This is a genomic window from Mycobacterium sp. 852014-52144_SCH5372336, from assembly GCF_001665615.1.
Lineage (GTDB): Bacteria > Actinomycetota > Actinomycetes > Mycobacteriales > Mycobacteriaceae > Mycobacterium > Mycobacterium neumannii_A.
In genome coordinates this window covers 16,037-39,096 of sequence record NZ_LZSW01000005.1, presented here as the reverse complement: position 1 = coordinate 39,096, position 23,060 = coordinate 16,037, and the positions used below count along the sequence as shown (strand labels likewise).

Annotated in this window: 18 protein-coding genes; 10 read left to right on the top strand and 8 right to left on the bottom strand. The window is 68.1% G+C overall.

The features are described from left to right. Nucleotides 1-22: 22 nt before the first annotated feature. The gene (locus A5759_RS00655) at nucleotides 23-2,680 is read left to right on the top strand and encodes an adenylate/guanylate cyclase domain-containing protein (RefSeq protein WP_068192565.1); all 2,658 of its coding nucleotides are present in this window, start codon (nucleotides 23-25) and stop codon (nucleotides 2,678-2,680) included. A 106-nt stretch (nucleotides 2,681-2,786) separates the two neighbouring features. On the opposite strand, the gene A5759_RS00650 is transcribed toward A5759_RS00655, so the two are convergent. The 3 genes from A5759_RS00650 to A5759_RS00640 all read right to left on the bottom strand — a co-directional run bounded on the left by A5759_RS00650 (nucleotide 2,787) and on the right by A5759_RS00640 (nucleotide 7,330). Then, nucleotides 2,787-4,610: a phosphoenolpyruvate carboxykinase (GTP) gene (locus tag A5759_RS00650; protein WP_068192563.1), complete on the bottom strand. Its 1,824-nt coding sequence runs from the start codon at nucleotides 4,608-4,610 to the stop codon at nucleotides 2,787-2,789. 210 nt (nucleotides 4,611-4,820) lie between these two features. Next, a complete protein-coding gene (locus A5759_RS00645) occupies nucleotides 4,821-6,326 on the bottom strand; it encodes a hypothetical protein (protein ID WP_068192557.1) in 1,506 nt (501 codons plus the stop codon). Beyond that, complete coding sequence (locus A5759_RS00640; RefSeq protein WP_369816147.1) at nucleotides 6,323-7,330, bottom strand: hypothetical protein; 1,008 nt, start codon at nucleotides 7,328-7,330, stop codon at nucleotides 6,323-6,325. Before A5759_RS00640 ends, A5759_RS00645 begins: the two co-directional genes overlap by 4 nt. A 141-nt stretch (nucleotides 7,331-7,471) precedes the next feature. On the opposite strand from A5759_RS00640, the gene trmB reads away from it, so the two are divergent. The 3 genes from trmB to A5759_RS00625 are packed head-to-tail and all read left to right on the top strand — an operon-like array spanning nucleotide 7,472 to nucleotide 12,430. Next, nucleotides 7,472-8,254 carry a tRNA (guanosine(46)-N7)-methyltransferase TrmB gene (trmB, locus tag A5759_RS00635; RefSeq protein ID WP_082961894.1) on the top strand — a complete coding sequence of 261 codons (783 nt, stop codon included), beginning with the start codon at nucleotides 7,472-7,474 and terminating at the stop codon, nucleotides 8,252-8,254. A gap of 52 nt (nucleotides 8,255-8,306) precedes the next feature. Beyond that, nucleotides 8,307-9,005, top strand: a complete 699-nt coding sequence (locus tag A5759_RS00630) for an NYN domain-containing protein (protein WP_066848165.1) — start codon at nucleotides 8,307-8,309, stop codon at nucleotides 9,003-9,005. Nucleotides 9,006-9,055: 50 nt separating this feature from the next. Continuing rightward, a complete protein-coding gene (locus tag A5759_RS00625; RefSeq protein ID WP_068192550.1) occupies nucleotides 9,056-12,430 on the top strand; it encodes an MMPL family transporter in 3,375 nt (1,124 codons plus the stop codon). 19 nt (nucleotides 12,431-12,449) lie between these two features. On the opposite strand, the gene A5759_RS00620 is transcribed toward A5759_RS00625, so the two are convergent. Then, the gene (locus A5759_RS00620) at nucleotides 12,450-13,583 is read right to left on the bottom strand and encodes an AI-2E family transporter (protein ID WP_066848169.1); all 1,134 of its coding nucleotides are present in this window, start codon (nucleotides 13,581-13,583) and stop codon (nucleotides 12,450-12,452) included. Between the two features lie 75 nt (nucleotides 13,584-13,658). On the opposite strand from A5759_RS00620, the gene A5759_RS00615 reads away from it, so the two are divergent. The 3 genes from A5759_RS00615 to A5759_RS00605 are packed head-to-tail and all read left to right on the top strand — an operon-like array spanning nucleotide 13,659 to nucleotide 16,319. Then, nucleotides 13,659-14,720, top strand: a complete 1,062-nt coding sequence (locus tag A5759_RS00615; protein WP_068192547.1) for a YbhN family protein — start codon at nucleotides 13,659-13,661, stop codon at nucleotides 14,718-14,720. Further along, on the top strand, nucleotides 14,705-15,955 hold the full coding sequence (locus A5759_RS00610) for a M23 family metallopeptidase (protein WP_068192542.1): 1,251 nt from the start codon (nucleotides 14,705-14,707) through the stop codon (nucleotides 15,953-15,955). Before A5759_RS00615 ends, A5759_RS00610 begins: the two co-directional genes overlap by 16 nt. Next, complete coding sequence (locus A5759_RS00605; RefSeq protein ID WP_068192540.1) at nucleotides 15,942-16,319, top strand: DUF3054 domain-containing protein; 378 nt, start codon at nucleotides 15,942-15,944, stop codon at nucleotides 16,317-16,319. Before A5759_RS00610 ends, A5759_RS00605 begins: the two co-directional genes overlap by 14 nt. A gap of 86 nt (nucleotides 16,320-16,405) precedes the next feature. On the opposite strand, the gene A5759_RS00600 is transcribed toward A5759_RS00605, so the two are convergent. Both A5759_RS00600 and A5759_RS00595 read right to left on the bottom strand, forming a co-directional pair. Further along, complete coding sequence (locus tag A5759_RS00600) at nucleotides 16,406-16,780, bottom strand: heme-binding protein (protein WP_066848178.1); 375 nt, start codon at nucleotides 16,778-16,780, stop codon at nucleotides 16,406-16,408. A gap of 190 nt (nucleotides 16,781-16,970) precedes the next feature. Beyond that, entirely contained in the window at nucleotides 16,971-17,546 is a 576-nt protein-coding gene (locus A5759_RS00595; RefSeq protein ID WP_082961893.1) for a hemophore, read from the bottom strand. Between the two features lie 337 nt (nucleotides 17,547-17,883). On the opposite strand from A5759_RS00595, the gene A5759_RS00590 reads away from it, so the two are divergent. Genes A5759_RS00590 through A5759_RS00580 form a run of 3 tightly spaced genes read left to right on the top strand, consistent with a single transcriptional unit; the run spans nucleotide 17,884 to nucleotide 21,729 of the window. After that, on the top strand, nucleotides 17,884-20,790 hold the full coding sequence (locus tag A5759_RS00590; RefSeq protein ID WP_068192536.1) for an MMPL family transporter: 2,907 nt from the start codon (nucleotides 17,884-17,886) through the stop codon (nucleotides 20,788-20,790). Beyond that, the gene (locus A5759_RS00585; RefSeq protein ID WP_068192534.1) at nucleotides 20,787-21,308 is read left to right on the top strand and encodes a hypothetical protein; all 522 of its coding nucleotides are present in this window, start codon (nucleotides 20,787-20,789) and stop codon (nucleotides 21,306-21,308) included. The genes A5759_RS00590 and A5759_RS00585 overlap by 4 nt, the downstream gene beginning before the upstream one ends. Nucleotides 21,309-21,333: 25 nt before the next feature. Further along, entirely contained in the window at nucleotides 21,334-21,729 is a 396-nt protein-coding gene (locus A5759_RS00580; protein ID WP_068192531.1) for a CoA-binding protein, read from the top strand. 5 nt (nucleotides 21,730-21,734) lie between these two features. Here the strand turns inward: A5759_RS00580 and A5759_RS00575 are convergent, their stop codons facing one another. Both A5759_RS00575 and A5759_RS00570 read right to left on the bottom strand, forming a co-directional pair. Beyond that, nucleotides 21,735-22,424: a hypothetical protein gene (locus A5759_RS00575; RefSeq protein ID WP_068192527.1), complete on the bottom strand. Its 690-nt coding sequence runs from the start codon at nucleotides 22,422-22,424 to the stop codon at nucleotides 21,735-21,737. Beyond that, nucleotides 22,421-23,011 (bottom strand): hypothetical protein, encoded by a 591-nt coding sequence (locus tag A5759_RS00570; RefSeq protein ID WP_068192524.1) that lies wholly within the window; start codon nucleotides 23,009-23,011, stop codon nucleotides 22,421-22,423. The genes A5759_RS00575 and A5759_RS00570 overlap by 4 nt, the downstream gene beginning before the upstream one ends. Nucleotides 23,012-23,060 lie beyond the last annotated feature (49 nt).

Genomic DNA, 23,060 nt, shown 5'->3' with positions numbered 1-23,060 from the left:
ATGGGGGTGCGGCGGTGACCGGATGAATGGCGGGCTCCAAGCGGCACCCTCCGGCGTTGTCACCTTCCTGTTCACCGACATCGAAGGGTCGACCCGACGTTGGGAAGCCGACGCCGATGCGATGCGGCGTGCCCTGGCCACCCACGACGACACGATGCGCCATGCGGTGGAGGTGCACGACGGCTGGTTGTTCAAGCACACAGGCGACGGCATCTGTGCGGCGTTCTCCTCGCCACGTCAAGCGGTGGATGCGGCCGTCGATGCTCAACGGTCGCTGCACCTGCCGGTGCGGATGGGCATCGCAACGGGCGAAGCCGAATGTCGGGAGGGCGACTATTTCGGCGCGGTGTGCAACCGCACCGCGCGGCTGATGGCGGCCGGCCACGGTGGACAACTCCTGATCGACCGGACGACGGCCGATCTCGTCTCCGGAGTCGACCTCGTCGCCCTCGGTCCACGGCGGCTACGCGACATCGCCAAGCCCGTCGACATCTTCCAGGTCGTGGCAGAAGGACTGCGGTCGGAATTCCCGCCGCTCAGAACGCTCGACACGAGCCAGGGCAACCTGCGCCCGCCCGCGACCAGCTTCGTGGGCCGAGAATCCGAAGTGGCCGAAGTGGCCACCGCGTTGAAATCGCATCGCCTGGTGACTCTCACGGGCGTCGGCGGCGTCGGCAAGACGCGCTTGGCACAGGAAGTCGCGGCCCGTTTGCAACCGGAGTTTCCGGATGGGGTGTGGATGATCGAGCTGGGTCCGGTCACCGATCCCGCCGCCGCACCCGACGCGGTCGCCGCGGTCCTCGGTCTCAGCCAGCAGCCGGGGCTGAGCGTCGCAGACAGCGTGGCCTCCGCGTTGGAGGGGCGCATACGGCTCCTGCTGTTCGACAACTGCGAGCATGTCCTCGACGCGGCGGCCGACATCATCGGCAAGATCCTCGATGCGACGGACAGCGTCACGGTACTCGCCACGAGCCGGGAAGGATTGCGGCTCAACGACGAACAACTACGCCCGGTGCCACCCCTCGACGTCCGGTCGAGCGGCCCGACGCTCTTCGTCGAGAGGGCATCCGCGGATTCGCCGACGGTCACGCTCGAACCCGATGCCGACGCCGTCGTCGACATCTGCCGCCGACTCGACGGAATCCCGCTCGCGATCGAATTGGCGGCGTCACGGCTGATGTCGGTGACCGTCACGGAACTGCGCGATCATCTCGACGATCGGTTCCGGGTGCTCGTAGGCTCCCGGCGCGGCCTCGAACGCCACCAGACCCTGCGCGCCGCCGTGCAATGGTCCTTCGATCTGCTCGACGAAGACGAGAAGGACCTGCTGGTCCGATGCTCGGTATTCGCAGGGGGATTCGACCTCGACGGCGCAGCGGCGGTGGCGCACACGCGCGACAAGTTCGCGACCTTGGACCCACTCGAGTCGCTGGTCCGCAAATCGCTGTTGGTTGCCGACCAGACCTCGGGGCGGACGCGGTTCTCGATGCTGGAGACGATCCGGCAATTCGCCGAGGAGCAGCTTGTGAGCTCCGGCGGAGCAGACGACGCCCACGCCGCGCACGCCCGATACTTCGCCGGTCGCAGACGGGATCTCATCGCCATCTGGGACGGACCCCGGCAGCGGGAGGCGCACGCCTGGCTCAACACCGAACTACCCAACCTGCGCAGCGCCTTTCGCTGGGCCAGCGACCACTCCGACCTCGATGCGGCTGTGGACATCGTCGTACTCACCACATTCATCGGCTACTGGGCCGAGATCTTCGAGGCCGTCTCGTGGGCGGAGGAGGTTCTCGAACCGGCGCGCCAAGAAGAGCATCCGCAACTGGCGATGCTCTACGTCGCAGCGGCCCAATGCTCGGTAAGCGGGAGAAGCGATGATTACCTCCGGTACTCGAGGGCCGCCCTCGCCGCCATGGAGAGCGGCCGGTACGACCCGGTGCCGGATTCGATGGAGGCCACCATCCACGCGGGCTACATGATGAGAGACCCTGGGTGGTGCGTCGAACGCTGCCGGGCACTGCTCGCATCTGATCCCGAAAACCGCCTGTACACAAGGCAATCGCTGGTTTTCGCTCTCGTTATCTCCGGTCGCGTCGATGAGGCGATCGCCGAGACCGAAGGCCTGCTCGCCGACGCGGAAGCCACGGACAACCCCCATCTACGCTCCGCGGGGCTCCTCGCATACGGATTCGCCTACCGTGACGTCGATCCCGACGCCGCATACGACGCCCACCTGCGCGGCCTGTCGATCGCGCAGGACACCGGAAACCGGCAGATCGCATCGATCCACGCAGTGAGTCTCGGCCGGATCGCCACGATTCGCGGAAACCCGGTAAGGGCGTGCGGGTTTCTGTCCGAAGCCATCCGCAACTACTTCGACTCGGGCGGCTTCTACATGATGTCGGCACCCGTCTTGATTTTGGCGAACCTGCTCTACCGACTCGGGCATCACGAGGCCGCTACAACGACTGCCGCGTTCGTGGCCGAATCGGATGCCAGCTCGACGTACCCGGAGATCCACGACACAGTGACGGCTCTGCGCGAGACGCTGGGCCGTGAGCGGTACGAGTCGCTCGCGCGCGAGGGCCGAGCCATGAGCAACGCGGCGATGGCCGCGTACGCGCTCGAGGCCATCGACCGGATCCGGCGGTCCGAGAAGGCGCCGACAGACACTTGAGCACGCTCACCCTGCGGTGAGCGTGCTCAAAGTGTCGCTATTGCGCGGCGTGTCATGTGCAGACGCGCACGCTCGCGATGGCGGGAGGGAGGGAGGACGCGAGGGGCTACTCGGCCTCGAGGCGGTGCTTGAGCGCGTCGAACTCGTCCTTGATGCCGGTGGGCAGCTTCTCGCCGACGAACTCGAACCACTCCTCGATGAGCGGCAGCTCCTGACGCCACTCGTCGACGTTCACCTCCAGCGCGGCGTCCACATCGGCGGCGTCGACATCCAGACCCGACAGGTCGAGATCCTCGGCCGTGGGCACGATGCCGATCGGCGTGGTGCGGCCGCCCGCCTTCTGCTCGATACGGTCGATGATCCACTTCATCACGCGGCTGTTCTCGCCGAAGCCCGGCCACAGGAAACGGCCGTCGTCGCCGCGGCGGAACCAGTTGACGAAGAAGATCTTCGGCATCTTCGACTCGTCGGACTGCTTGCCGATGTCGATCCAGTGCGCGAAGTAGTCGCCGACGTTGTAGCCCAGGAACGGCAGCATGGCCATCGGGTCGCGGCGGACGGTGCCGACCTTGCCCTCGGCGGCGGCGGTCTGCTCGGAACCGAGCGTCGCGCCGATGAACACGCCGTGCTGCCAGTCGCGGGCCTGCGTCACCAGCGGCACCGTGGTCTTGCGACGGCCTCCGAACAGGATCGCCGAGATAGGCACACCCTGCGGGTCATCCCACTCCGGCGCCAGCGTCGGGCACTGCGAGATCGGGGTGCAGTAGCGCGAGTTCGGATGCGCGGCCTTCTCCGACGACCCCGGTTCCCAGTCGCGGCCCTTCCAGTCGATCAGGTGCTGTGGGTCCCCCTCGAGGCCTTCCCACCACACGTCGTTGTCGTCGGTCAGCGCGACGTTGGTGAACACGGTGTTGCCGGCCTCGATGGTCTTCATCGCGTTCGGGTTGGAGTCCCAGTTCGTGCCGGGCGCGACGCCGAAGAAGCCGAACTCGGGGTTGACCGCGTACAGGCGACCGTCCTTGCCGAACCGCATCCAGGCGATGTCGTCACCGACGGTCTCGGCCCGCCAGCCCGGCAGCGTGGGCTGCAGCATCGCGAGGTTGGTCTTACCGCACGCCGACGGGAACGCCGCGGCGACAAAGTACGCCTTGTTCTCCGGTGAGATCAGCTTGAGGATCAGCATGTGCTCGGCGAGCCAGCCCTCGTCGTGGGCGATCGCCGAGGCGATCCGCAGCGCGTAGCACTTCTTGCCCAGCAGCGCGTTACCGCCGTAACCCGAACCGTAGCTCCAGATCTCGCGGGTCTCCGGGAAGTGGGTGATGTACTTCGTGTCGTTGCACGGCCACGGCACGTCCTTCTGCCCCGGCTCCAGCGGCGCGCCGATCGAATGCAGCGCCTTGACGAAGAAGCCGTCGTCGCCGATCTTGTCCAGCGCGGCCTTACCCATCCGGGTCATCGTGCGCATCGACACCACGACGTACTCGGAGTCGGTGATCTCAACGCCCAGCTTGGGGTCTTCGGCACCGAGCGGACCCATGCAGAACGGGATGACGTACATGGTGCGGCCACGCATGCAGCCGCGGTACAGATCGGTCATGATGCCACGCATCTCGGCGGGGTCTTTCCAGTTGTTGGTAGGACCGGCGTCGATTTCGCGCTCAGTGCAGATGAAGGTCCGCGACTCCACGCGGGCCACGTCGGACGGATCGGACAGCGCGAGGTACGAGTTCGGCTTCTTCTTGTCGTCGAGCCTCTTGAAGGTGCCCGCCGCCACCAACTGATCGCACAGTCGGGCGTTCTCTTCGTCAGAACCGTCGGTGAAAACCACGCGGTCGGGCTGCGTCAGCTCGGCGACCTCTTGAACCCAAGCGAGCAGACCCTTGTGCTTCGTCGGTGCGGTGTCCAAACCCGGGATGGTCGCTGCGGTCATGAAAATCTCCTGTGTCTGTTGCTGCCAGGCCCCAAGGCTCCGTATGCGCCGCCCAGACAGGGACAGGCAGCGCTGCGGTCTCCCTATACCGAGGTTATCGCGGGTGGGAAGCCCGCGGTGAATCGGGAGTGTGTCCGATCACTCACAGGAACGATTCAGAAGCCTGTTTCACAGGCGTTTTGCGTCCCGAGCGCCGTGAGTTGACGCGTGTCAACTGTACAAATCGGTACCCCGGCTCGTTAGGGGGCCGTCCGCCGAGCTCCCCGCCGGATCCGCACGCCCGTACAAATCCGCGCGAACGGCGTCGAGTGCCCGCTGCAGCGACGGCAGCCTGCGGTCACGCTCGGCGGCGGCCCGTGCGGTCTCGAGCGCGTGCTGGCGCAGTTCGGCGTCGATCGCGGCGATCCGTTCGGCAGCGGTGGCGGCCTCGCGTTCGTCCCGGGTGGCCAGCTCCGCTGCCAGCGCGCTCTCGGCGGCCAGCACCCGCGTCGCCACACGTTCGTCGAGCGCCGCCTTGACCGCGCCGGTGACGTCGGTGAGCCAGCGGTCCAGTACCGCCCGGTCCTGCAGCACCCCGCGGATGCCGACCACCCACACGGTCAGCGCCAGCCCCACCAGACCACCGGCCACCAGACCGGCAACGGTCAGACCGGGGGCCAGGCCGGTGAACAACCGGGTGACCCCCAGCGCCACCCCCAGACCGAAGCCGGCGCCGAGGATCATCGTCAGCTGCGTCTCCAGCCGCCGCGACTTCAACCGCGGCGGGGCGATCTCGGGGACCGCCGGCGCGTCGGACACCACGGGAGCCGTCAACGCAACTTGGGCCGCCACGTCGGCCAGCTGCGCGCTGACGCCCTGCTCAACCTCTCCGACGACCACGCCGAGACGTTCACGCACCCGCGATTCGAAGTCCCCGAGTGCCCTGCGGCCCAGCGCGGACGCATCCTCGGCGAGTTCGGCCCGCACCGACGTGCAGCGGTTACGCGCCAGGTACCCCAGCTGGATACGGGCCTGCTGGATCTGGGTGCGCAGTGCCATGCTGCGTTCGGATTTCGCGACCCGCCGATTGCGCACGATGTCGTCGCGACTCTGGTGCAGCGCCGCGACGCGGGCGCGTCGATGGGCGCCGTCGCCGTCGGCGCGGTATTGGCTTATCACCGACTCGAGCCGAGTTTCCCACGCCCGCAAGCGGTTCCGTCGCACCAGCTCTGGGTCGGCCAGCCGCTGCCGGAGCAGGCCCACGAGTTCGTCGACGCGCGGCTCCCCCAGATCGGGTGCGGCGGCCGCCCCCACCCACGGCACGGGAGCGTAGCGCGGCGACCGTTCGGCCAGCAGCGCGCGATCAGCAGCCAGCACCTCGCGCCAGTTGCGGTGCGTGTCGATCTTCGACACCACACCGACCACCAGATCGGTATGGCGTGACACCAAATCGATGAGCTCACAGTCGGATTCGGTCAGCGGCGAGACCGCCGACACGACGAATACCACGGCTGCGGGCGCTTCGGTCTGGGCGAGATCATCCGCCTCGACAAAGGTGTGCTCGGGCATCCGCTCCCGAAGTGCCGCGACCACGCTGGTGCTGCCCGCCAGCCAGGGACCCGTCACCAGCACGACGTCGCGGGCGCGCACCGCAGGCGGGGCGAGTCCGGGCTCGATGTCGGCGACCACCGCATCGGCCGCCGCGAGTTGATCGGTGCTCGTAACGTCCGCCGTCATCGCGACCGCCCGAGCAGGCGAAGCGAACCGCGGCTGATGTCGGCGGCGCAGGCCCGGTGCAACGCGTTGACGGGACCGTTGCCGTACCGCCGCCACTGGGCGGCGCGGCGCAGATGAGCGTCCGCGTCGTCGCCCCGGTCGACTCGCGCGCCTGCAGCCTCGACGACGCCCACCGCCGCCGTCATCGCCGCGAGGACGGCGTCGTCGGCCGCCAACAGGTCGCTCAACCGTGGATCGTCCGATTGCGTTGCCAGCGCGCGTAACTGGGCCACCGCGGTATGCAACTTCCGGTACCGCAGCGGTGCGCCCGCCGCATCGATGTGCTCGATGACCCGGTCGAGCTGGCTGAGCTTGCGTAGGTGGTTCGGTAGCGAATCGACGCTCGCGCCCCGGTCCAGCGCGAGCACCGCGTGGGCGATGCCGAACCGGTCCAGCGCGCCCAACAGCCGCTCGCGCACCTCCCGCGGCAGCGGATGGGGCGCCTCGACGAACGCGTCGGTCGACGACACGTCGGCAGGCTCGGCGAGCAGAGTCCGCAGCGCATCGTGCAGTTCGCCGGTCAGGTTCACGTCGGCGAGCAGCGCGACCAGCGGCACCGTCGGCAGCCCGGTCAAGGCTCGACACCGCGCGGCCCGGTGATACGCGTGCGCCATCGGCCCCGCCCCGCCGAAGCCTGTGAGGTCGGCCTTGTTCAGGACGACGACGGCGGGCCTGCCGGACCCGTCGAGAAGCGCCCGGTCCTCGGGTTTGAGGGCTTCGGCGATCACCAGCACATCGACGTCGGCGACACCGTCTGGTGCGACCCCTACCCCCGCGGCAGTCAACGCCGCGGCCACCGTCGCGCGGCCGACGCCCTCGCGACCCCACACCGCGACCCGCGTCGGCGCGCAGAGGCGCTTGATGATCGCCGTCAGCCGCGGATCGCGGCGCTCTTCAGAGATTTGCAGCAGCGCGTCGACGAAAATCTGGTGACCTTCCCCTTGTCGTGGGTGCGGCGACCTCACCCCGGTCCGCCTTCGACGATCGTGACACCTCACACAGCGTCGTGGGAGCGGCCGTGCCTGCCCCTGGGGATAGCCGCTGATACCAGCCGAAGGCAACTGTTGGGTATCAATCTGTACCACGATGCGGGTACTCCACTGTCGATGAGCGACCATGGACGAATGCAGCTGCCCGGGCCCGACGTCGCCGAGGGGTCGACTTCGGGACCCGAGGCTTCCCGTCCACCGGCCGGCCAGCAGCACCGCTATCCCCGCGTCACCAGCTTCCGCACGCGGCGTACCACGTTGTCTGCCGCGCAGCAGGCCACGTGGAATCGGCTGTGGCCCGAGATCGGCATGCAGGCGCGCGACGGCGATGTCCCCGCTCCGTTGGTGGACACCGACGCGTGGTTCGGGCGGTCGGCGCCCGTGGTGGTGGAGATCGGCTGCGGGGCCGGGACCTCGACGCTGGCGATGGCCAAGGCCGAGCCTGATCTCGACGTCGTCGCGGTCGAGGTGTACCGCCGGGGACTGGCCCAGCTGCTGTCCGGCATCGAACGCGACGGGGTGCCCAACATCCGGCTCGTGCGCGGCGACGGCGTCGACGTGCTGCAGCACATGTTCGGACCCGGTTCACTGACCGGTGTGCGGGTCTTCTTCCCCGATCCGTGGCCCAAGGCGCGCCACCACAAGCGTCGGCTGCTGCAGCCGGCCACCGTCGCGTTGATCGCCGACCGGCTGCGCCCCGGCGGCGTCCTCCACGCGGCGACGGACCACGCCGGGTACGCCGAGCAGATCGCCGAGGTCGGCGACGCGGAACCGCGGCTTCGCCGGGTGAGCCCGTCCGACGCGCTTCCGATCTCCGTCGAACGACCGGTCACCAAATACGAAGGCAAGGCGCAGCACGCCGGCAGCGCGGTCGCCGAACTGCTGTGGGAGAGAACGTGATGTGGGTGTACCGCCCGCCTGCGGGTAACGCCTACGGGGAGAGCAGGCGATCATGAGCCTCACCGAGGACATCGGTCAGATCGAGGATGTGGCGCCCCCCGAGACGCCGACCCCGGCCGAGGCGACGGCCCGCGTGCTGCTGGTCTGGGACGCGCCGAACCTCGACATGGGGCTCGGCTCGATCCTGGGCGGCAGGCCGACGGCCGCGCACCGGCCGCGCTTCGACGCGCTGGGCCGCTGGCTGCTGACGCGCACCGCCGAGCTGTCCGCCGGCCGTCCCGAGGTTTCGCTGGAGCCGGAGGCCACGGTCTTCACCAACATCGCACCCGGCAGCGCCGACGTCGTCCGGCCGTGGGTGGAGGCGCTGCGCAACGTGGGGTTCGCGGTCTTCGCCAAGCCGAAGATCGACGAGGACAGCGACGTCGACAGCGACATGCTGGACCACATCGCGCTGCGCCGCGGCGAGGGTCTGGCCGGTCTGCTGCTGGCTTCTGCCGACGGGCAGGCCTTCAAACAACCGCTGGAAGAAATCGCCCGTGACGGCATCCCCGTCCAGGTGCTCGGATTTCGCGAACATGCGAGCTGGGCGCTAGCGTCGGATACCTTGGAGTTCGTCGACCTGGAGGACATCCCTGGTGTTTTCCGGGAGCCGCTACCGCGAATCGGCCTCGATTCGCTGCCCGAGCAGGGGGCATGGTTGCAGCCGTTCCGGCCGCTGTCCTCGCTATTGACCTCGCGGGTCAACAACTGAACCGCTCAGGGGTCGCCATCGACTTCGAGAAAATCGAGTAAGGAGCTTACGTGTTCGCCTGGTGGGGTCGAACGGTGTACCGATATCGATACATCGTCATCGGCGTCATGGTCGCGCTCTGCCTCGGTGGCGGCATCTTCGGGATCAGTCTCGGCAATCACGTCACCCAGAGCGGCTTCTACGACGAAGGCAGCCAGTCGGTCCACGCCTCGGTGGTGGCCGACGAGGCCTTCGGTCGCGACCGGACCAGCCACGTGGTGGCGATCCTCACCCCGCCCGACGGGGAAAAGGTCGACAACCCGCAGTGGCAGCGTGACGTCGTCGGCGAACTCGACACCTTCGTCAAGGACCATCCCGACCAGGTGGTGAGCTGGGTCGGCTGGCTGCGGGCGCCCGACGCCGCGAACGCGACCGTCCAGCAGATGAAGACCAGCGATCTGTCGAAGACGTTCGTGAGTATCCCCCTGCAGGGCAACACCGACGACGAGATCCTGAAGAACTACCAGGCCGTCGAATCTGACCTGCAGCAGCTCAACGACGGCCGCATCGAGTTGGCCGGCCTGAACCCGCTGGCCAGTGAACTGACCGGCAGCATCGGCGAGGACCAGCGGCGCGCCGAGGTCGCGGCCATCCCGCTGGTCTGTGTGGTGCTGTTCTTCGTCTTCGGTGGCGTCGTCGCCGCCGCCCTTCCCGGCCTCATCGGCGGTCTGACGATCGCCGGCGCGCTGGGCATCATGCGCCTGCTCGCGGAGTTCATGCCGGTGCACTTCTTCGCCCAGCCAGTGGTGACGCTGATGGGCCTCGGTATCGCGGTGGACTACGGCCTCTTCATGGTGAGCCGGTTCCGTGAGGAGATCGCCGAGGGCTACGACACCGAGGCCGCGGTCCGCCGCACCGTGATGACGTCGGGCCGCACGATCATGTTCTCGGCGGTCATCCTGGTGGCGTCGTCGGTGCCGCTGCTGCTGTTCCCACAGGGCTTCCTGAAGTCGATCACCTACGCGATCATCGCCTCGGTCATGCTGGCCGCGATCCTGTCGGTGACGGTGCTGGCCGCGGCCCTGGCCCTGCTCGGGCCCAACGTCGACGCGCTCGGGGTGCGCACGCTGCTGCGGTTCACCAAGCCCTATCCGGCCCCGTCGCCCGCGGAGACCACCGACCGCACCAACCCGCTGGCGATCGCTTCGATCCCGCTCGGTGTGCTCGTACCGTTCGCCGCGATTCCGGTCGGGCACATCGCCAGAGCGCAGATCCGCCGGACCTATGACAAGGGCGCCAACTACGCCCAGATCGGCCTGGTGCTGGGCTATGTCGGTTCGTTCGCCTGGATCTTCGTCGGCCTGTTCTCCGCGAAGGACACCCTCGGCACGGGAATCTTCTGGCTGTTGATGGCCATCGCCGTGTTCGTGGCGGGCACCATCCTGGTGCTGTCGGCGGCGAGCATGAGCCCGCTGGTCCGCAAGCCGACGGTGTGGTGGCTGAACTGGCTGGCGGAGAAGACCCAGAAGACCAAGACACGCGCCGAGGTCGAGAAGGGTTTCTGGGGCAAGCTGGTCAACCGGGTGATGAAGCGGCCGATCGCGTTCGCCGCACCCATCGTCATCGTGATGATCCTGATGATCATCCCGCTGGGTCAGCTCTCGCTCGGCGGCATCAGCGAGAAGTACCTGCCGCCGGACAACGCCGTGCGCCAGGCGCAGGAGGCGTTCGACAGGTCGTTCCCCGGTTTTCGCACCGAACCCCTGACGCTGGTGATCGAGAACGACAACGGCGAACCGGTCACCGATCAGCAGGTCGCCGAGATCCGCAGCAAGGCGTTGACGATCCCGGGGTTCATCCAACCCGAGGACGACCCGACCAAGATGTGGCAGCCGCGTCCGTATCAGGACGGCGGCTCGCAGGACCCCTCGGTCCGGGTGATCCAGAACGGCCTGGTGAACCGTAACGACGCGGCGAAGAAGGTCGAGGAACTTCGCGCCATCGTGCCCCCGCGCGGGTTGTCGATCTCGGTCGGTGGCACCCCGGCGTTGGAACAGGACAGCATTCACAGCCTGTTCGACAAGCTCCCGCTGATGGTGACCATCCTCATCGTCACGACGACGATCCTGATGTTCCTGGCGTTCGGATCGGTGGTGTTGCCGATCAAGGCCGCGGTGATGAGCGCGCTCACGTTGGGTTCGACGATGGGCGTGTTGACGTGGATGTTTGTCGTGGGTCACGGCTCCGGGCTGATGAACTACACGCCGCAGCCGCTGATGGCGCCGATGATCGGGTTGATCATCGCGGTCATCTGGGGTCTGTCGACCGACTACGAGGTCTTCCTGGTGTCGCGCATGGTCGAGGCCCGGGAGCGCGGTCTGTCCACCGCCGAAGCCATCCGCGTCGGCACCGCGACCACCGGCCGGTTGATCACCGGTGCGGCGTTGGTGCTCGCGGTGGTCGCAGGAGCGTTCGTGTTCTCCGACCTGGTGATGATGAAGTACCTGGCGTTCGGGTTGCTGATCGCGCTGCTGCTCGACGCCACCATCGTCCGAATGTTCCTGGTGCCGGCGGTGATGAAGCTTCTCGGCGACGACTGCTGGTGGGCGCCGCGGTGGATGAAGCGCATCCAGGAGCGCCTCGGCCTCGGTGAGACCGAGCTGCCCGACGAACGCAAGCGTCCAGCGGTGCGCGAGACCGTCGAGGACCCCGAGGCGCTGGTCGGTGCCGGCGCACCGGTGCCGCCTCGGCCGCGCCCGCCGCACGATCCGACGCACCCCGCCGTCTCGGGCCCGCGTCCCGGCGCGACCCGCGCGGTGCCGCAGCGGGTCCCGTCGGCCACCGGCACGACACGCATCCCCAGCACGACCACGCCACCGGCCGCACCGGCCGACGAACCGCAGACCACACGGTTGTCGATCGCGAAGAACGCCGTTCGCAACGCGGTGAGCAACGCCGCCGCGACGGCGCGACAGGCCGCCCGGCCACCGGCGCCGCCCGCCCCGCCCGCACCCGCTCCGGCGGCTCCGCGTCCGGGTGGGGGCCGCCCGCCGCGGGAGGAACGCGAAATCGAGTCGTGGCTGGGCGAACTGCGCGGCACCGGCACACCGCCCACCCCGCCGGCGCCCGCCCCGCAACGGCCGTCGGCCGAACCCACCAGGGCGATGCCGACCGCGCCGGAAGGCCGGGGACAGCGCCCGCGCGTGGCGCCTCCCACGCCCGGCAACGAGCCGACCACGGCGATCCCGACACCGCGGTCACAACCGACTGACCCCGAGCCCACGCAGGACCCCGACGCGACGACCGCCATCCCCACCCCGGGCAAGCAGGGCGACGACGCTGAAGCGGCGACCGAGAAGCTCAACACCCGCGAGGATGACGAGCGTCAGCGCCGCGGCGGCGGCGTCAGCGCACAGGACCTGCTGCGGCGCGAAGGCCGGCTGTAGGACGCTTCGTCGCGAAAGTTCAGTCGACGTCGTCGCTTTCGGCCTTGACCAGCGGACCCTCGTCGGCTTCGAGGGCTTCCGTCTCGGCGTCGGGATCCCGCGCCGTCAGCACCCGCACGGCGCTGTTGAGGAACGCCAACACCGGCACCGCCAGAAGCGCGCCCACGATTCCGGCCAGGACACCGCCGCCCGCGATCACCAACACGATCGCGAGCGGATGAATCGACACGGCGCGGCCCATCACCAACGGCTGCAGTACGTGGCCTTCCAGCTGCTGTACCGCGATGACCAAACCGAGCGTGATCAGCGCGTAGATGAAACCTTTGGCGATCAGCGCGACGACCACCGCGAGCGCACCGGCTATCACGGCGCCGACCAGCGGGATGAACGCGCCGAGGAACACCAGCGAGGCCAGCGGCAACGCCAGCGGCACACCCATGATCGCCAGGCCGGTGCCGATGCCGACGGCGTCGACGAGCGCGACCAGGAAGGTGGCACGCACGTATCCGATCAACGAATGGAAGCCGGCCTTGCCCGCCTCGCGCACCCGGTCACGGACGTGGACCGGGAAGATCTGGGTGACGAACGCGAAGATGTTGCGTCCGCCCTGCAACAGGAAGATCAGCGTGAACAACACCAGCACGGCACCGGTCACGATCTCGGTGACCGTGCCCGCCGTCGACAGCGCGCCCGTCGTCACCCTTTCCTGGTTGTTCTGAAGGGCCTCGATCGCGGCGTTGCCCGCATTGTCAATCTGATCCCGACTCAGATGTAGCGGGCCGTCGATCAACCAGTTGCGCATACCGTCGATGCTGCGGCTGACCTGCTGGGTCAGCTCGGGAGCGCCCTCGATGAACTGGGTGACGACGAACGACATGATCCCGCCGACCACGGCGAACCCGCTGAGCAACATCAGCGCCACCGCCCCGGCCCGGGGCGCCCCACGCCGGTCGAGGAAGTCCACCGCCGGCATCAGCAGGGCCGCCAGGATCGTCGCCAGCGCGACCGGTACGACGATGATCTCCAGCCGCTTGAACACCCACAGCAGGGCGACGACGGCGGCGAGGATGACGAGCAGCCGCCACGACCAGGCTGCCCCTTTGCGAACGAGAGGTGAGACGGACTCGTCATCAACAGATGGGGCCCCAGGCATCCCGATAGCGTAACGGCCTGCCACTTGCAGCGACGGATCTCTCGAAACCGCAGCACCACGCCTTACCCTTACTCCGTGGCACACGACGCGCCTGCGAGTGCAGCCCACAGCCAAGGGCGCACCCTCCGCGGCAAGTACTGGTGGCTGCGGTGGGCCGTCCTCGCCGTGGCGGTCGTCGTGCTCAGCGTCGAACTCGGATTGGTGTGGGATCAGCTCGCCAAGGCGTGGCACAGCCTCTACACCGCACAGTGGTGGTGGGTGCTGGCGGCGGTGGGTACAGCGCTGGCGTCGATGCACTTCTTCGGCGACATCCAGCGCAAGCTGTTGCGATCCGCGGGAGTGCCTGTGCGCCAATGGCGTTCGCAGGCCGCGTTCTATGCGGGCAACTCCCTGAGCACGACGCTTCCCGGCGGACCGGTTTTGTCGGCGACGTTCATCTACCGCCAGCAGCGGCTCTGGGGCGCAACGCCGGTGATCGCCTCCTGGCAGCTGGTGATGTCGGGCGCACTGCAGGTGATCAGCCTGGCGCTGTTGGGGTTGGGCAGCGCCTTCTTTCTCGGGGCCAAGCACAACCCGTTCTCGCTGATCTTCACGCTGGCCGGCTTCATCATGCTGATCGTGCTGGCGCAGGCGGTGGCCTCGCGACCCGATCTGCTCGACGGCATCGGGGTGCGGGTGCTGTCGTGGGTGAACTACGTGCGCGCCAAACCCGCCCACAACGGGCTGACCAAATGGCGCGAGACGCTGGCTCAGCTCGAGTCGGTCAAGCTGAGCAGGCGCCAGCTCGGCGTCGCGTCCACCTGGTCGATGTTCACCCTGGTCACCGGCGTGGGCACGCTGCTGTTCGCCTGTTACGCGGCCGGCGGGCGCCCGTCGCTGCTCGGGGTCATCGTGGCCTACGTCGCCGCCCGCGCGGTCGGCTCGATCCCCCTCATGCCCGGCGGGCTGCTGGTGGTCGAGGCGGTGCTGGTGCCCGGTCTGGTGTCGAGCGGAATGACACTGGCCTCAGCGATCTCGGCAATGCTGATCTACCGGCTCATCAGCTGGATCTTCATCGCCGCTATCGGATGGGTGGTGTTCTTCTTCATGTTCCGCACCGACACCGACGTCGACCCCGACGCATGCGACCGGCAGTAGCCGTTCTCGGCGTCGCGGCGCTGATCGCCGCTTGTTCGCAGGGCACCGACCCTCCCGCAGCGACATCGCCCGCCGAATCGTCGCCCCAGACCACGACGGCATCGACGGCGCCGGGACCGCTGCGAGGTCCCGCCCCGTCGGTGGCCACCCCGATCGTCGGCGACGCCATCAGCCAGCCCGTGCCGGTACTCGCCACCGACGGCAGGAAACATCTGGTCTACGAGGTCAGCCTGACCAACACGCTGCCGCACCCGGTGACCCTGAAGTCGATCACCGTGCTGGACCGCGATGTCGCGCTGCTCGACCTCGAAGGCGACCAATTGGCGCAATGGACCCGGATCATCGGAACACCAAGCCCCACAACGGCAATCGGTCCCGCACAGACGGCGGTGGTCTGGTTCGACGTCGCGCTCGACGAGAACGTGCAGACGCCGAGTCGGTTGACACACGCCGTCGCGCTGTCGAATCTCGACCCGCAAGATCCACTGTTTCCCGCCGACCAGACCGTCGACATCGCCCCTGTCGAAGTGCAACCCCGCGAACCCGTCGTCCTCCGGCCCCCGTTGAGAGGAGCCGGTTGGGTCGACGCAGGCGGATGCTGCGGCACCAGCGCCCACCGCACGGCGCTCAACCCGATCAACGGCCGCCTATGGGCCGCAGAACGATTCGCGATCGACTACGTCCAGCTCGACCCCGACGGACGCCTGATCACCGGCGACCCGTCGAAGCCCGAGAGCTTCGCCTTCTTCGGCGCCGACATCCACGCAGTCCGTGACGGGCGGGTGGTCTCGGTGCTCGACGGCCTGCCCGAGCAGATGCCCGGCCGCAACCCGACCGGACTACCGCTGAACCAGTACGCCGGCAACCACGTCGTACAAGACCTCGGCGACGGGAACTACGCGCTGTACGCGCATATCAAGACCGGGACCGTCGCGGTCAAACCCGGTGACCGACTGACTGCGGGACAGGTACTCGGAAAGGTCGGCAACACCGGCAATTCCACGGCGCCACACCTGCACTTCCACGTCATGAGCTCACCGGACCCGTTGGGCTCCAACGGATTGCCGTTCGTGTTCGACGACTTCCGGGTCGATGCGCGAATGGTCGACGATGACGACGTCAACGGACCCCTTTTTGAGGGTGCATCCGCGCAGCTTCAGCCCGGCTTCACCGCTCGTGACGAAAAGACCGCCATGCCATTGGAACTGGACGTGATGACCTATGCCGATCGATAGCTCCGAACAGACCCGGACCGCCCTGACGGCGCTGGCCACCGACGTCGCCTGCCTGATCGTGTTCGCCGCGATCGGACGGCGCAGCCACGACGAGGGTCTGAATCTCGTCGGCATCGCCGAGACCGCGTGGCCGTTCGTCTCGGGCGCCCTCGCCGGCTGGGTGCTGTCGCTGGGGTGGCGACGGCCGTATTCGCTGATCCCGACGGGCCTTGCGGTGTGGGTGTGCACCATCGTGGTGGGCATGCTGCTGCGCAAGCTGACGTCTGCCGGTGTGGCGCCGAGTTTCATTGTGGTGGCCTCGATCTCAACCGCCGTGCTGTTACTCGGCTGGCGTGCGGCCATTCACGTCATGATTCGCCGCTGACACCGCCCCGGGTCGCGCGCAGACCCCGAGCCCCCGGCCGCGGGAGAAGCGGCCAAGGACGGCCCGGGGGTCAGGCGGACGCCGGCTTAGCTGTCGGCGAGACCGTCACCGTTGGTGTCGCCGCAGCGGTTCTTGATGTCGACCAGCGGCTGGCGGATCCCCGTCAGGTCGGCCTTGATCTGAGGATTGGCGTTCAAGTACTCCTGCACCTTGCCCCGGACCTCTTCGCGCGGCAGGCCCTCGAGGCTGGTGAAGAACCAGTTGACGTCCGGATGGGTGAACAGGTACGCCGACGTCGACGCCGAGACGCCGGAGGCCACACCGGCGAGATCGGCCGCGGTGCAGTTGGGCGGCTCCGCGGCAGCGAGCGGCGTCGCACCGAGGAACATCGCACCGGCGATCGCGCCGGTGCCGACCGCGCCAGCAACCGCACGACGCGCAGAACGGGCCGAGAGAAACATGGGTGAGCTCCTTCATCGGGAGTGGGGTGGCCGTAACCATGGTGGTTAGCGACGTCTACCAACTGGGACCAACGAAGAAAAGCTAAGCAGAATGTCCGCAGACTTTCTTGCCTTGCGGTCAACGAGTCGCCGAAAACTCGAAATCTGCAGGTGAAAGTGCCCGCGGCGGGTGGCTATGCGTCGTTTCGAGTCAGGGCAGGCCCGCGATGGCCGACGACGGTGCGTGCGAGTTGCCCTGGGAAACCGGTGACGCCCCATGCGGTTGGGCCGTGGCCCCCGGCGCGGTCAGCGGCGGGGTCTTCGCGGTCGGCGCCTGCGCCGGCAAACCCGCCGGAAGACCTGCGCCTTGCTGCTGCGCGGCCTGCATCAGACCCATCACCTGGGGCAGCGTGAGCGGAAGTTTGCACTTACCCGACAGGCTGGCCAGCGGCTGCTGCAGCTGCTGCAGGTCCTCGGCGACCTCGGGGTTGGCGTCGAAGTACGCCTTCAGCGCGCCCAGCGACTGCGGCCCGGCCTGCTGTTTGGAGATCGTCGTCAACGCCTGGTTGGTCTGCGGATGCGCGTCGAGGTAATCACCGGTCGAGGTGGCGACGTCGCCGATCGTCCTGGCGACCTCGCTGGCCGCGCACGGGTCCTTGGCGGCGGTCGCCGACGGAGCAGACGACAGGGCCGGCAACACCAGCGCGGCCGACACGGCCCCGCCCGCGACAGAGGCAGCGACGATGCCGACGGCGCGGCGACGGATCAGCCCGGTGGTCGTTTTCATGACAACTCCTAACGATTCGCAGACGATCTCGACCGGTCCGCAAATGCTCTCGCGATGGACGGCAATCAGTCCCCGACGCCGAAAACGGCCGAGCCACATCCTGCCACCGGTCGCCTCACCCCCGCCAATCCAGCAGGGCCAACGGCCTCGATGCGCACGGGTGGCGTAACGCCGTTCGGCTTGGTCGCGAGAACGAATTGGGACATCGTGAGGCGTTGCTGCGGATCGCTCAGGCAGTATGGGAGCAGGCCGAAGGGACCGGCACCTTACCGCAGGTTGTTGTACGCTTCGGCTACGAAACGCCGGGGAGAAAGCGGGGGATCCAATCCAGCAATTCATGTTGCGCTTGAGTAGCAAACTGCGCAGATATCGCTGGGCGGTTTTCGCCGTATGGGTGCTCCTGCTCGTCCCGTCGATCTGGCTGGCGCTCAACCAGTCGAGCCACCTCACCGGTGGCGGCTTCGAGGTCGAAGGATCCCAGTCGCTGCGCGTGCAGCGCGAACTCGAAGAGCACTTCCCCGACCAGGGTGCCTCACCGCTGGCGCTGGTCGCCGCACCGCGCGCAGATGCCTCGTACGAGGACATGAACGCCGCCGTCGCACACCTGGAACGCCTGGCCGCCGAGGTGCCCAGCGTGAAGATCGCTCCGAACCCGCAACAACCCCCGCCGCAGCCCGATCGGCCCTACGTCATCACGCTGCAGCTGGACTTCGACAACACCGGCGCGGTCGACGTCGCCAAACAATTGCGTCAGAAGGTCGGGATCGACGGCGAGGACCCCGGCGAGATCGAGAACGGCAGGGTCAAGCTGTACGTCATCGGCCAGGGCGCTCTGGGCGCGGCCGCGACGCAGGCCACCAAACACGACATCGCCCAGGCGGAGCGGTGGAACCTGCCGATCGTCCTGATCGTCCTGCTCGCGGTGTTCGGGTCGTTGGCCGCCGCGGCCGTGCCGCTGGTGCTCGGCGTCTGCACCGTCGCGGTGACGATGGGGCTCGTCTACCTGCTGTCGATGTTCACCACGATGTCGGTGTTCGTGACGTCGACGGTGTCGATGTTCGGCATCGCGCTGGCGATCGACTACTCGCTGTTCATCCTCATGCGTTACCGGGAGGAGCTGCGCGCCGGGCGCGAGCCGGATCAGGCAGTAGACGCCGCGATGGCCACATCGGGTCTTGCGGTGACACTCTCCGGGCTGACGGTGATCGCGTCGGTCACCGGCATCTACCTCATCCAGACGCCCGTGCTGGTCTCGATGGCCACCGGCGCCATCCTCGCGGTCGCGGTGGCCGTGCTCACCTCCACGACGCTGACGCCGGCCGTGCTCGCGACATTCGGCCGGTCTGCTGCGCGACGCTCGTCGTACCTGCATTGGTCGAGACGCCCCGAAGCCACCCAGTCTCGGTTCTGGACGCGGTGGACCGGTTGGGTGATGCGCAGGCCGTGGCTGTCGGCGATGGCCGCCGCCGCGCTGCTGATCGCGCTGGCCGCGCCCGCGTTCTCGATGATGCTCGGCAACAGCATGCAGCGTCAGTTCGAGCCGACCCACGAGATCCGCGGCGGCGTCAACGCCGCGGCCGAGGCGCTCGGCCCCGGAGCCCTGGGCCCGGTCCGGGTGCTGGTGGCCTTCCCCGACGGCAACGCCGCTTCGGCACCCGCCAAGGAACCGCTGCTCGACGCGATTCGCCAGCGCATGGCGCAGGGCCCGAACGTGGTGTCGGTGAGCCCGCCGTCGTTCGGTGAGGACTACCGGCACGCGCTGCTGTCGGCGGTGCTGTCGGTCGACCCCGAGGACATGGGCGCGCGCGAGACGATCGACTGGATGCGCGCGGAGTTGCCGTCGACGCCCGGCACCGAGAATGTGCGGATCGACGTCGGCGGTCCGACCGCGCTGATCAAGGATTTCGACGACCGGGTCTCCGTCACTCAGCCCCTCGTGTTCCTCTTCGTGGCGTTGATCGCATTCCTGATGCTGCTCATCGCGATCCGCTCGGTGGTCCTGGCGCTCAAGGGCGTCCTGATGACCGTGCTGTCGGTGGCCGCCGCCTACGGCAGCCTGGTGGCGGTGTTCCAGTGGGGCTGGCTCGAAGACCTGGGTTTCGACCGGATTTCGTCGCTGGACAGCACGATCCCGCCGCTGGTCCTGGCGATGACGTTCGGTCTGTCCATGGATTACGAGATCTTCCTGCTCACCCGCATCCGTGAGCGCTTCCTGCTGACCCGCAACACGCGCGACGCGGTGGCCTACGGCGTGAGCACCAGCGCTCGGACCATCACCAGCGCCGCGCTCATCATGATCGCGGTGTTCATCGGGTTCGCGTTCGCGGGCATGCCACTGGTCGCTCAGCTGGGGGTGGCCTGCGCGGTGGCGATCGCGGTGGACGCGACGGTCGTTCGGCTGGTCCTGGTACCGGCTCTGATGGCCATGTTCGACGAGTGGAACTGGTGGCTGCCGCACTGGCTGGCCCGCATCCTGCCGTCGGTGGATTTCGAGAAGCCCCTGCCCAAGGTGGACACCCCCGATCTGATCATCATCCCCGACGACCTCTCGTCGCTGGGACCGAAGGGCTCCGAGCTACGCACCGTCGTCAAGTCGGCGGCGAAGTTGAAAACCCTTGTACCGCAAGCTGTCACGGTCGCCGATCCGCTGGCGTTCAGCGGCTGCAGCCCGGACGCGCCGACCACGAAGATGCGCAGCGTCGGTCGGCTCAACGCCGGACACCGCGGCGGCGGCGGAGGTACCGCGTTGGCCACCGCCCCGCCCCCGGTGCATCCGGTGACGATGTGGCGGGGCCGGTTGGCGGTGGCCCTGGACGCGCTGGAGACCGCATCGGAGTGCGAGCACGCCACGATGGAGCGGCGCAGCCCGATGGAAACCACCAACGTCCAACTGCCAACCGGCGACCGGCTGCAGATCCCGACGGGCGCGGAGACGCTGCGGCTGAAGGGTTACCTCATCATGTGCCGCAACACCACACGCGACTACGCGGAATTCGCCGATCTGGTCGAGTGCATGGACGCGCGCACGGCGGCGGAAGTGTTGAGCACAATGGACCGGTACTACTCTGGTTCACAGTCAAGAAAGCAGTGGGTGGCGACTCAGCTGGTGCGCCGACTGGCCGACCCTGCGCCTTCGGACGAGCACGACACCCGGATGTCCGGTCCGGAGGCGGAGGCCGAGTGGGCAAAAGTTCGAGAGCGCTGCCTTTCGGTGGCGGTCGCGATGCTGGAGGAGGCGAGGTGACGGTGACTCCCGACATCCGGGATACCCGCCGCCGAGAGGCTGTCTCCGCGGAGCAGAGCACGAGGCCGCCCGCGACGCCGTCCGTCGACGATCGCCCGGTCGAATTCTGGCCGACCGCGGCCATCCGCGCGGCCCTGGAGACCGATGACCTCGCCGTCTGGCAACGCATCGTCGCGGCGATCAAGCGGGACCCGTTCGGCCGTACCGCGCGTCAGGTCGAGGAAGTCCTCGAGACCGCGCGGCCATACGGCGTGTCCAAGGCGTTGGCCGAGGTGCTCACCCGCACGCGCGAACATCTGGAGGCCAACGAGCGCGCGGAGGTGGCCCGTCACATCCAGGCACTGTTGGAGCACTCCGGGCTGGGACATCAGGAGTTCGCATCGCGGATCGGCGTGCCCCCCGATGAGTTCGCGTCCTTCCTCAGCGGCCAGACGAGCCCGTCGGCGGCGTTGATGGTGCGGATGAAGCGGCTGTCCGAGCGGTTCGCCCGGATGCGTTCGAGCCGACCCAACGGTTGACGGACCCGTTGGGTATACGCCGGGAATGGACCTCGAAGAGATTCTGCGGGAGACCCGCACGGTGGCGATCGTCGGCGCGTCGCCGAACCCCGACCGCGCCAGCCACGAGATCTGGACCTACCTCAAGGCGGCCGCCGACTACGACCTGTTTCTGGTCAATCCGACCGTCAGCGACATCGAGGGCACCCCGGTCTACCCGTCGCTGGCCGATCTGCCGGTCGTGCCCGACCTCGTCGACGTGTTCCGCAGGCGTGAACACCTGCCGGAGGTGCTGCAGGACACCATCGCCGTCGGGGCCAAGGTGCTGTGGCTGCAACTCGGCCTGTGGGACGAGCAGGTCGCCCGTGACGGCGAGGCGGCCGGATTACAAGTCGTGATGGACCGCTGCATCAAGGTCGACCACGCCCGGCTGCTGCGCTAGCCCCTTCACCGCGCGTGGATCGGCGACACGTTGTCGACCAACCACCGGCCGTCGGTCTTGGACAACGTGACCCGCAGCGCCAGCACCGCGGTGTCCGCCGGTTTCCCCGGCGAACTCTGCGTGGCGTGCAGGATCACCGCGACGCTGGCGGCGCTCGGGCCGATCGCCTCGACGCCCGCCGAGACGGTACTGGCCTGGGCCGACACGTTGCGGTTCGCCAAATCCTTTGCCACCGTCGCGAACTCATTCTTGAACGCATCAGCGCGTTCCGGAGACATCATGGCCGCCGCCCGGTCGATCGACGCCGTCGGACTCTGCGGGGTGAACGTCGCCGACGCTTCGGCCACACTGCTGGCGATGCCGACGACCTCGGTGCTGTCGTTGCGCAGCGCGCGATCGGGCACCGTCCACTTCAGATAGCCGACGAGCACCGCGGCCACCACCGCCGCCGTCGCGACAGCGACCACTCCCAGCCGCAGGCCAGGACCGTCGTCGTCGGTGCCGACCGTCACCGCATCGCGGCGCGCCAGCACCACGTTGACCACCACGCCCTGGACGATCAACAAGCACAGCACCGAGCAGACCGAAACCCACCACAGCGGCCACGCCAGCGCGATGCCGATGTACACCAGCGCCGCGATCGCGGCCAGCGGAGGCGCCACGTCGAACGCGGCGACCCGCAAGACGTTCCTCATCGGATCGGCTCCAAGCGCGAGATCATCAGCGTGCCGTCCACATCGGAGACGTCGAGCCGCAGATTCCAGCGCACCGTCCTGGGCTCTTCCCCGCCCACGTTCTCGCTGACCGATGTCGCCACCACCATGACGGTGTCGGTGCGCGACGCAAACTCCGAGATCTCGGGTTGGGGTCGGCGCGGCGGCGCGTCGTCCGGGCCGGGCGGCGGGTGATAGATCGACTCGACGGCAACCGAGTCGATCTGCCCGCTGGTGCGCGACTGCAGGGTCTGCACGAGCCTGCGGTACGGCTCGACGGCCGCGTCGAAGTCCGCGTTCAGTTGGCCGACGGTGCCTTCGTGCAGCCGGACCATGTCGGCCTGCACGGTGTCCTTGTTCATGTTGATCAGCACGTTGGTCCAGTCGACCGCGGTCTGCATGGCGCGGGCGCGGTAACGCAACTCGTCGGTGTGGTCGTGGTGCTGGGTCCAGATCAGGGCGGCCAGCGCGACCGCCACCACCGCGACCAGTCCCAGTACCGCCGATGCGATGCCGTACTTGGTGAAGACGGAACCGTCCTCGACTGCGGTGGGCTCGTCCTCGGGCATGCGCGTGAGGGTACCGGTCTGTGGGCCGGACGCCGGTGAGCGGTCAATG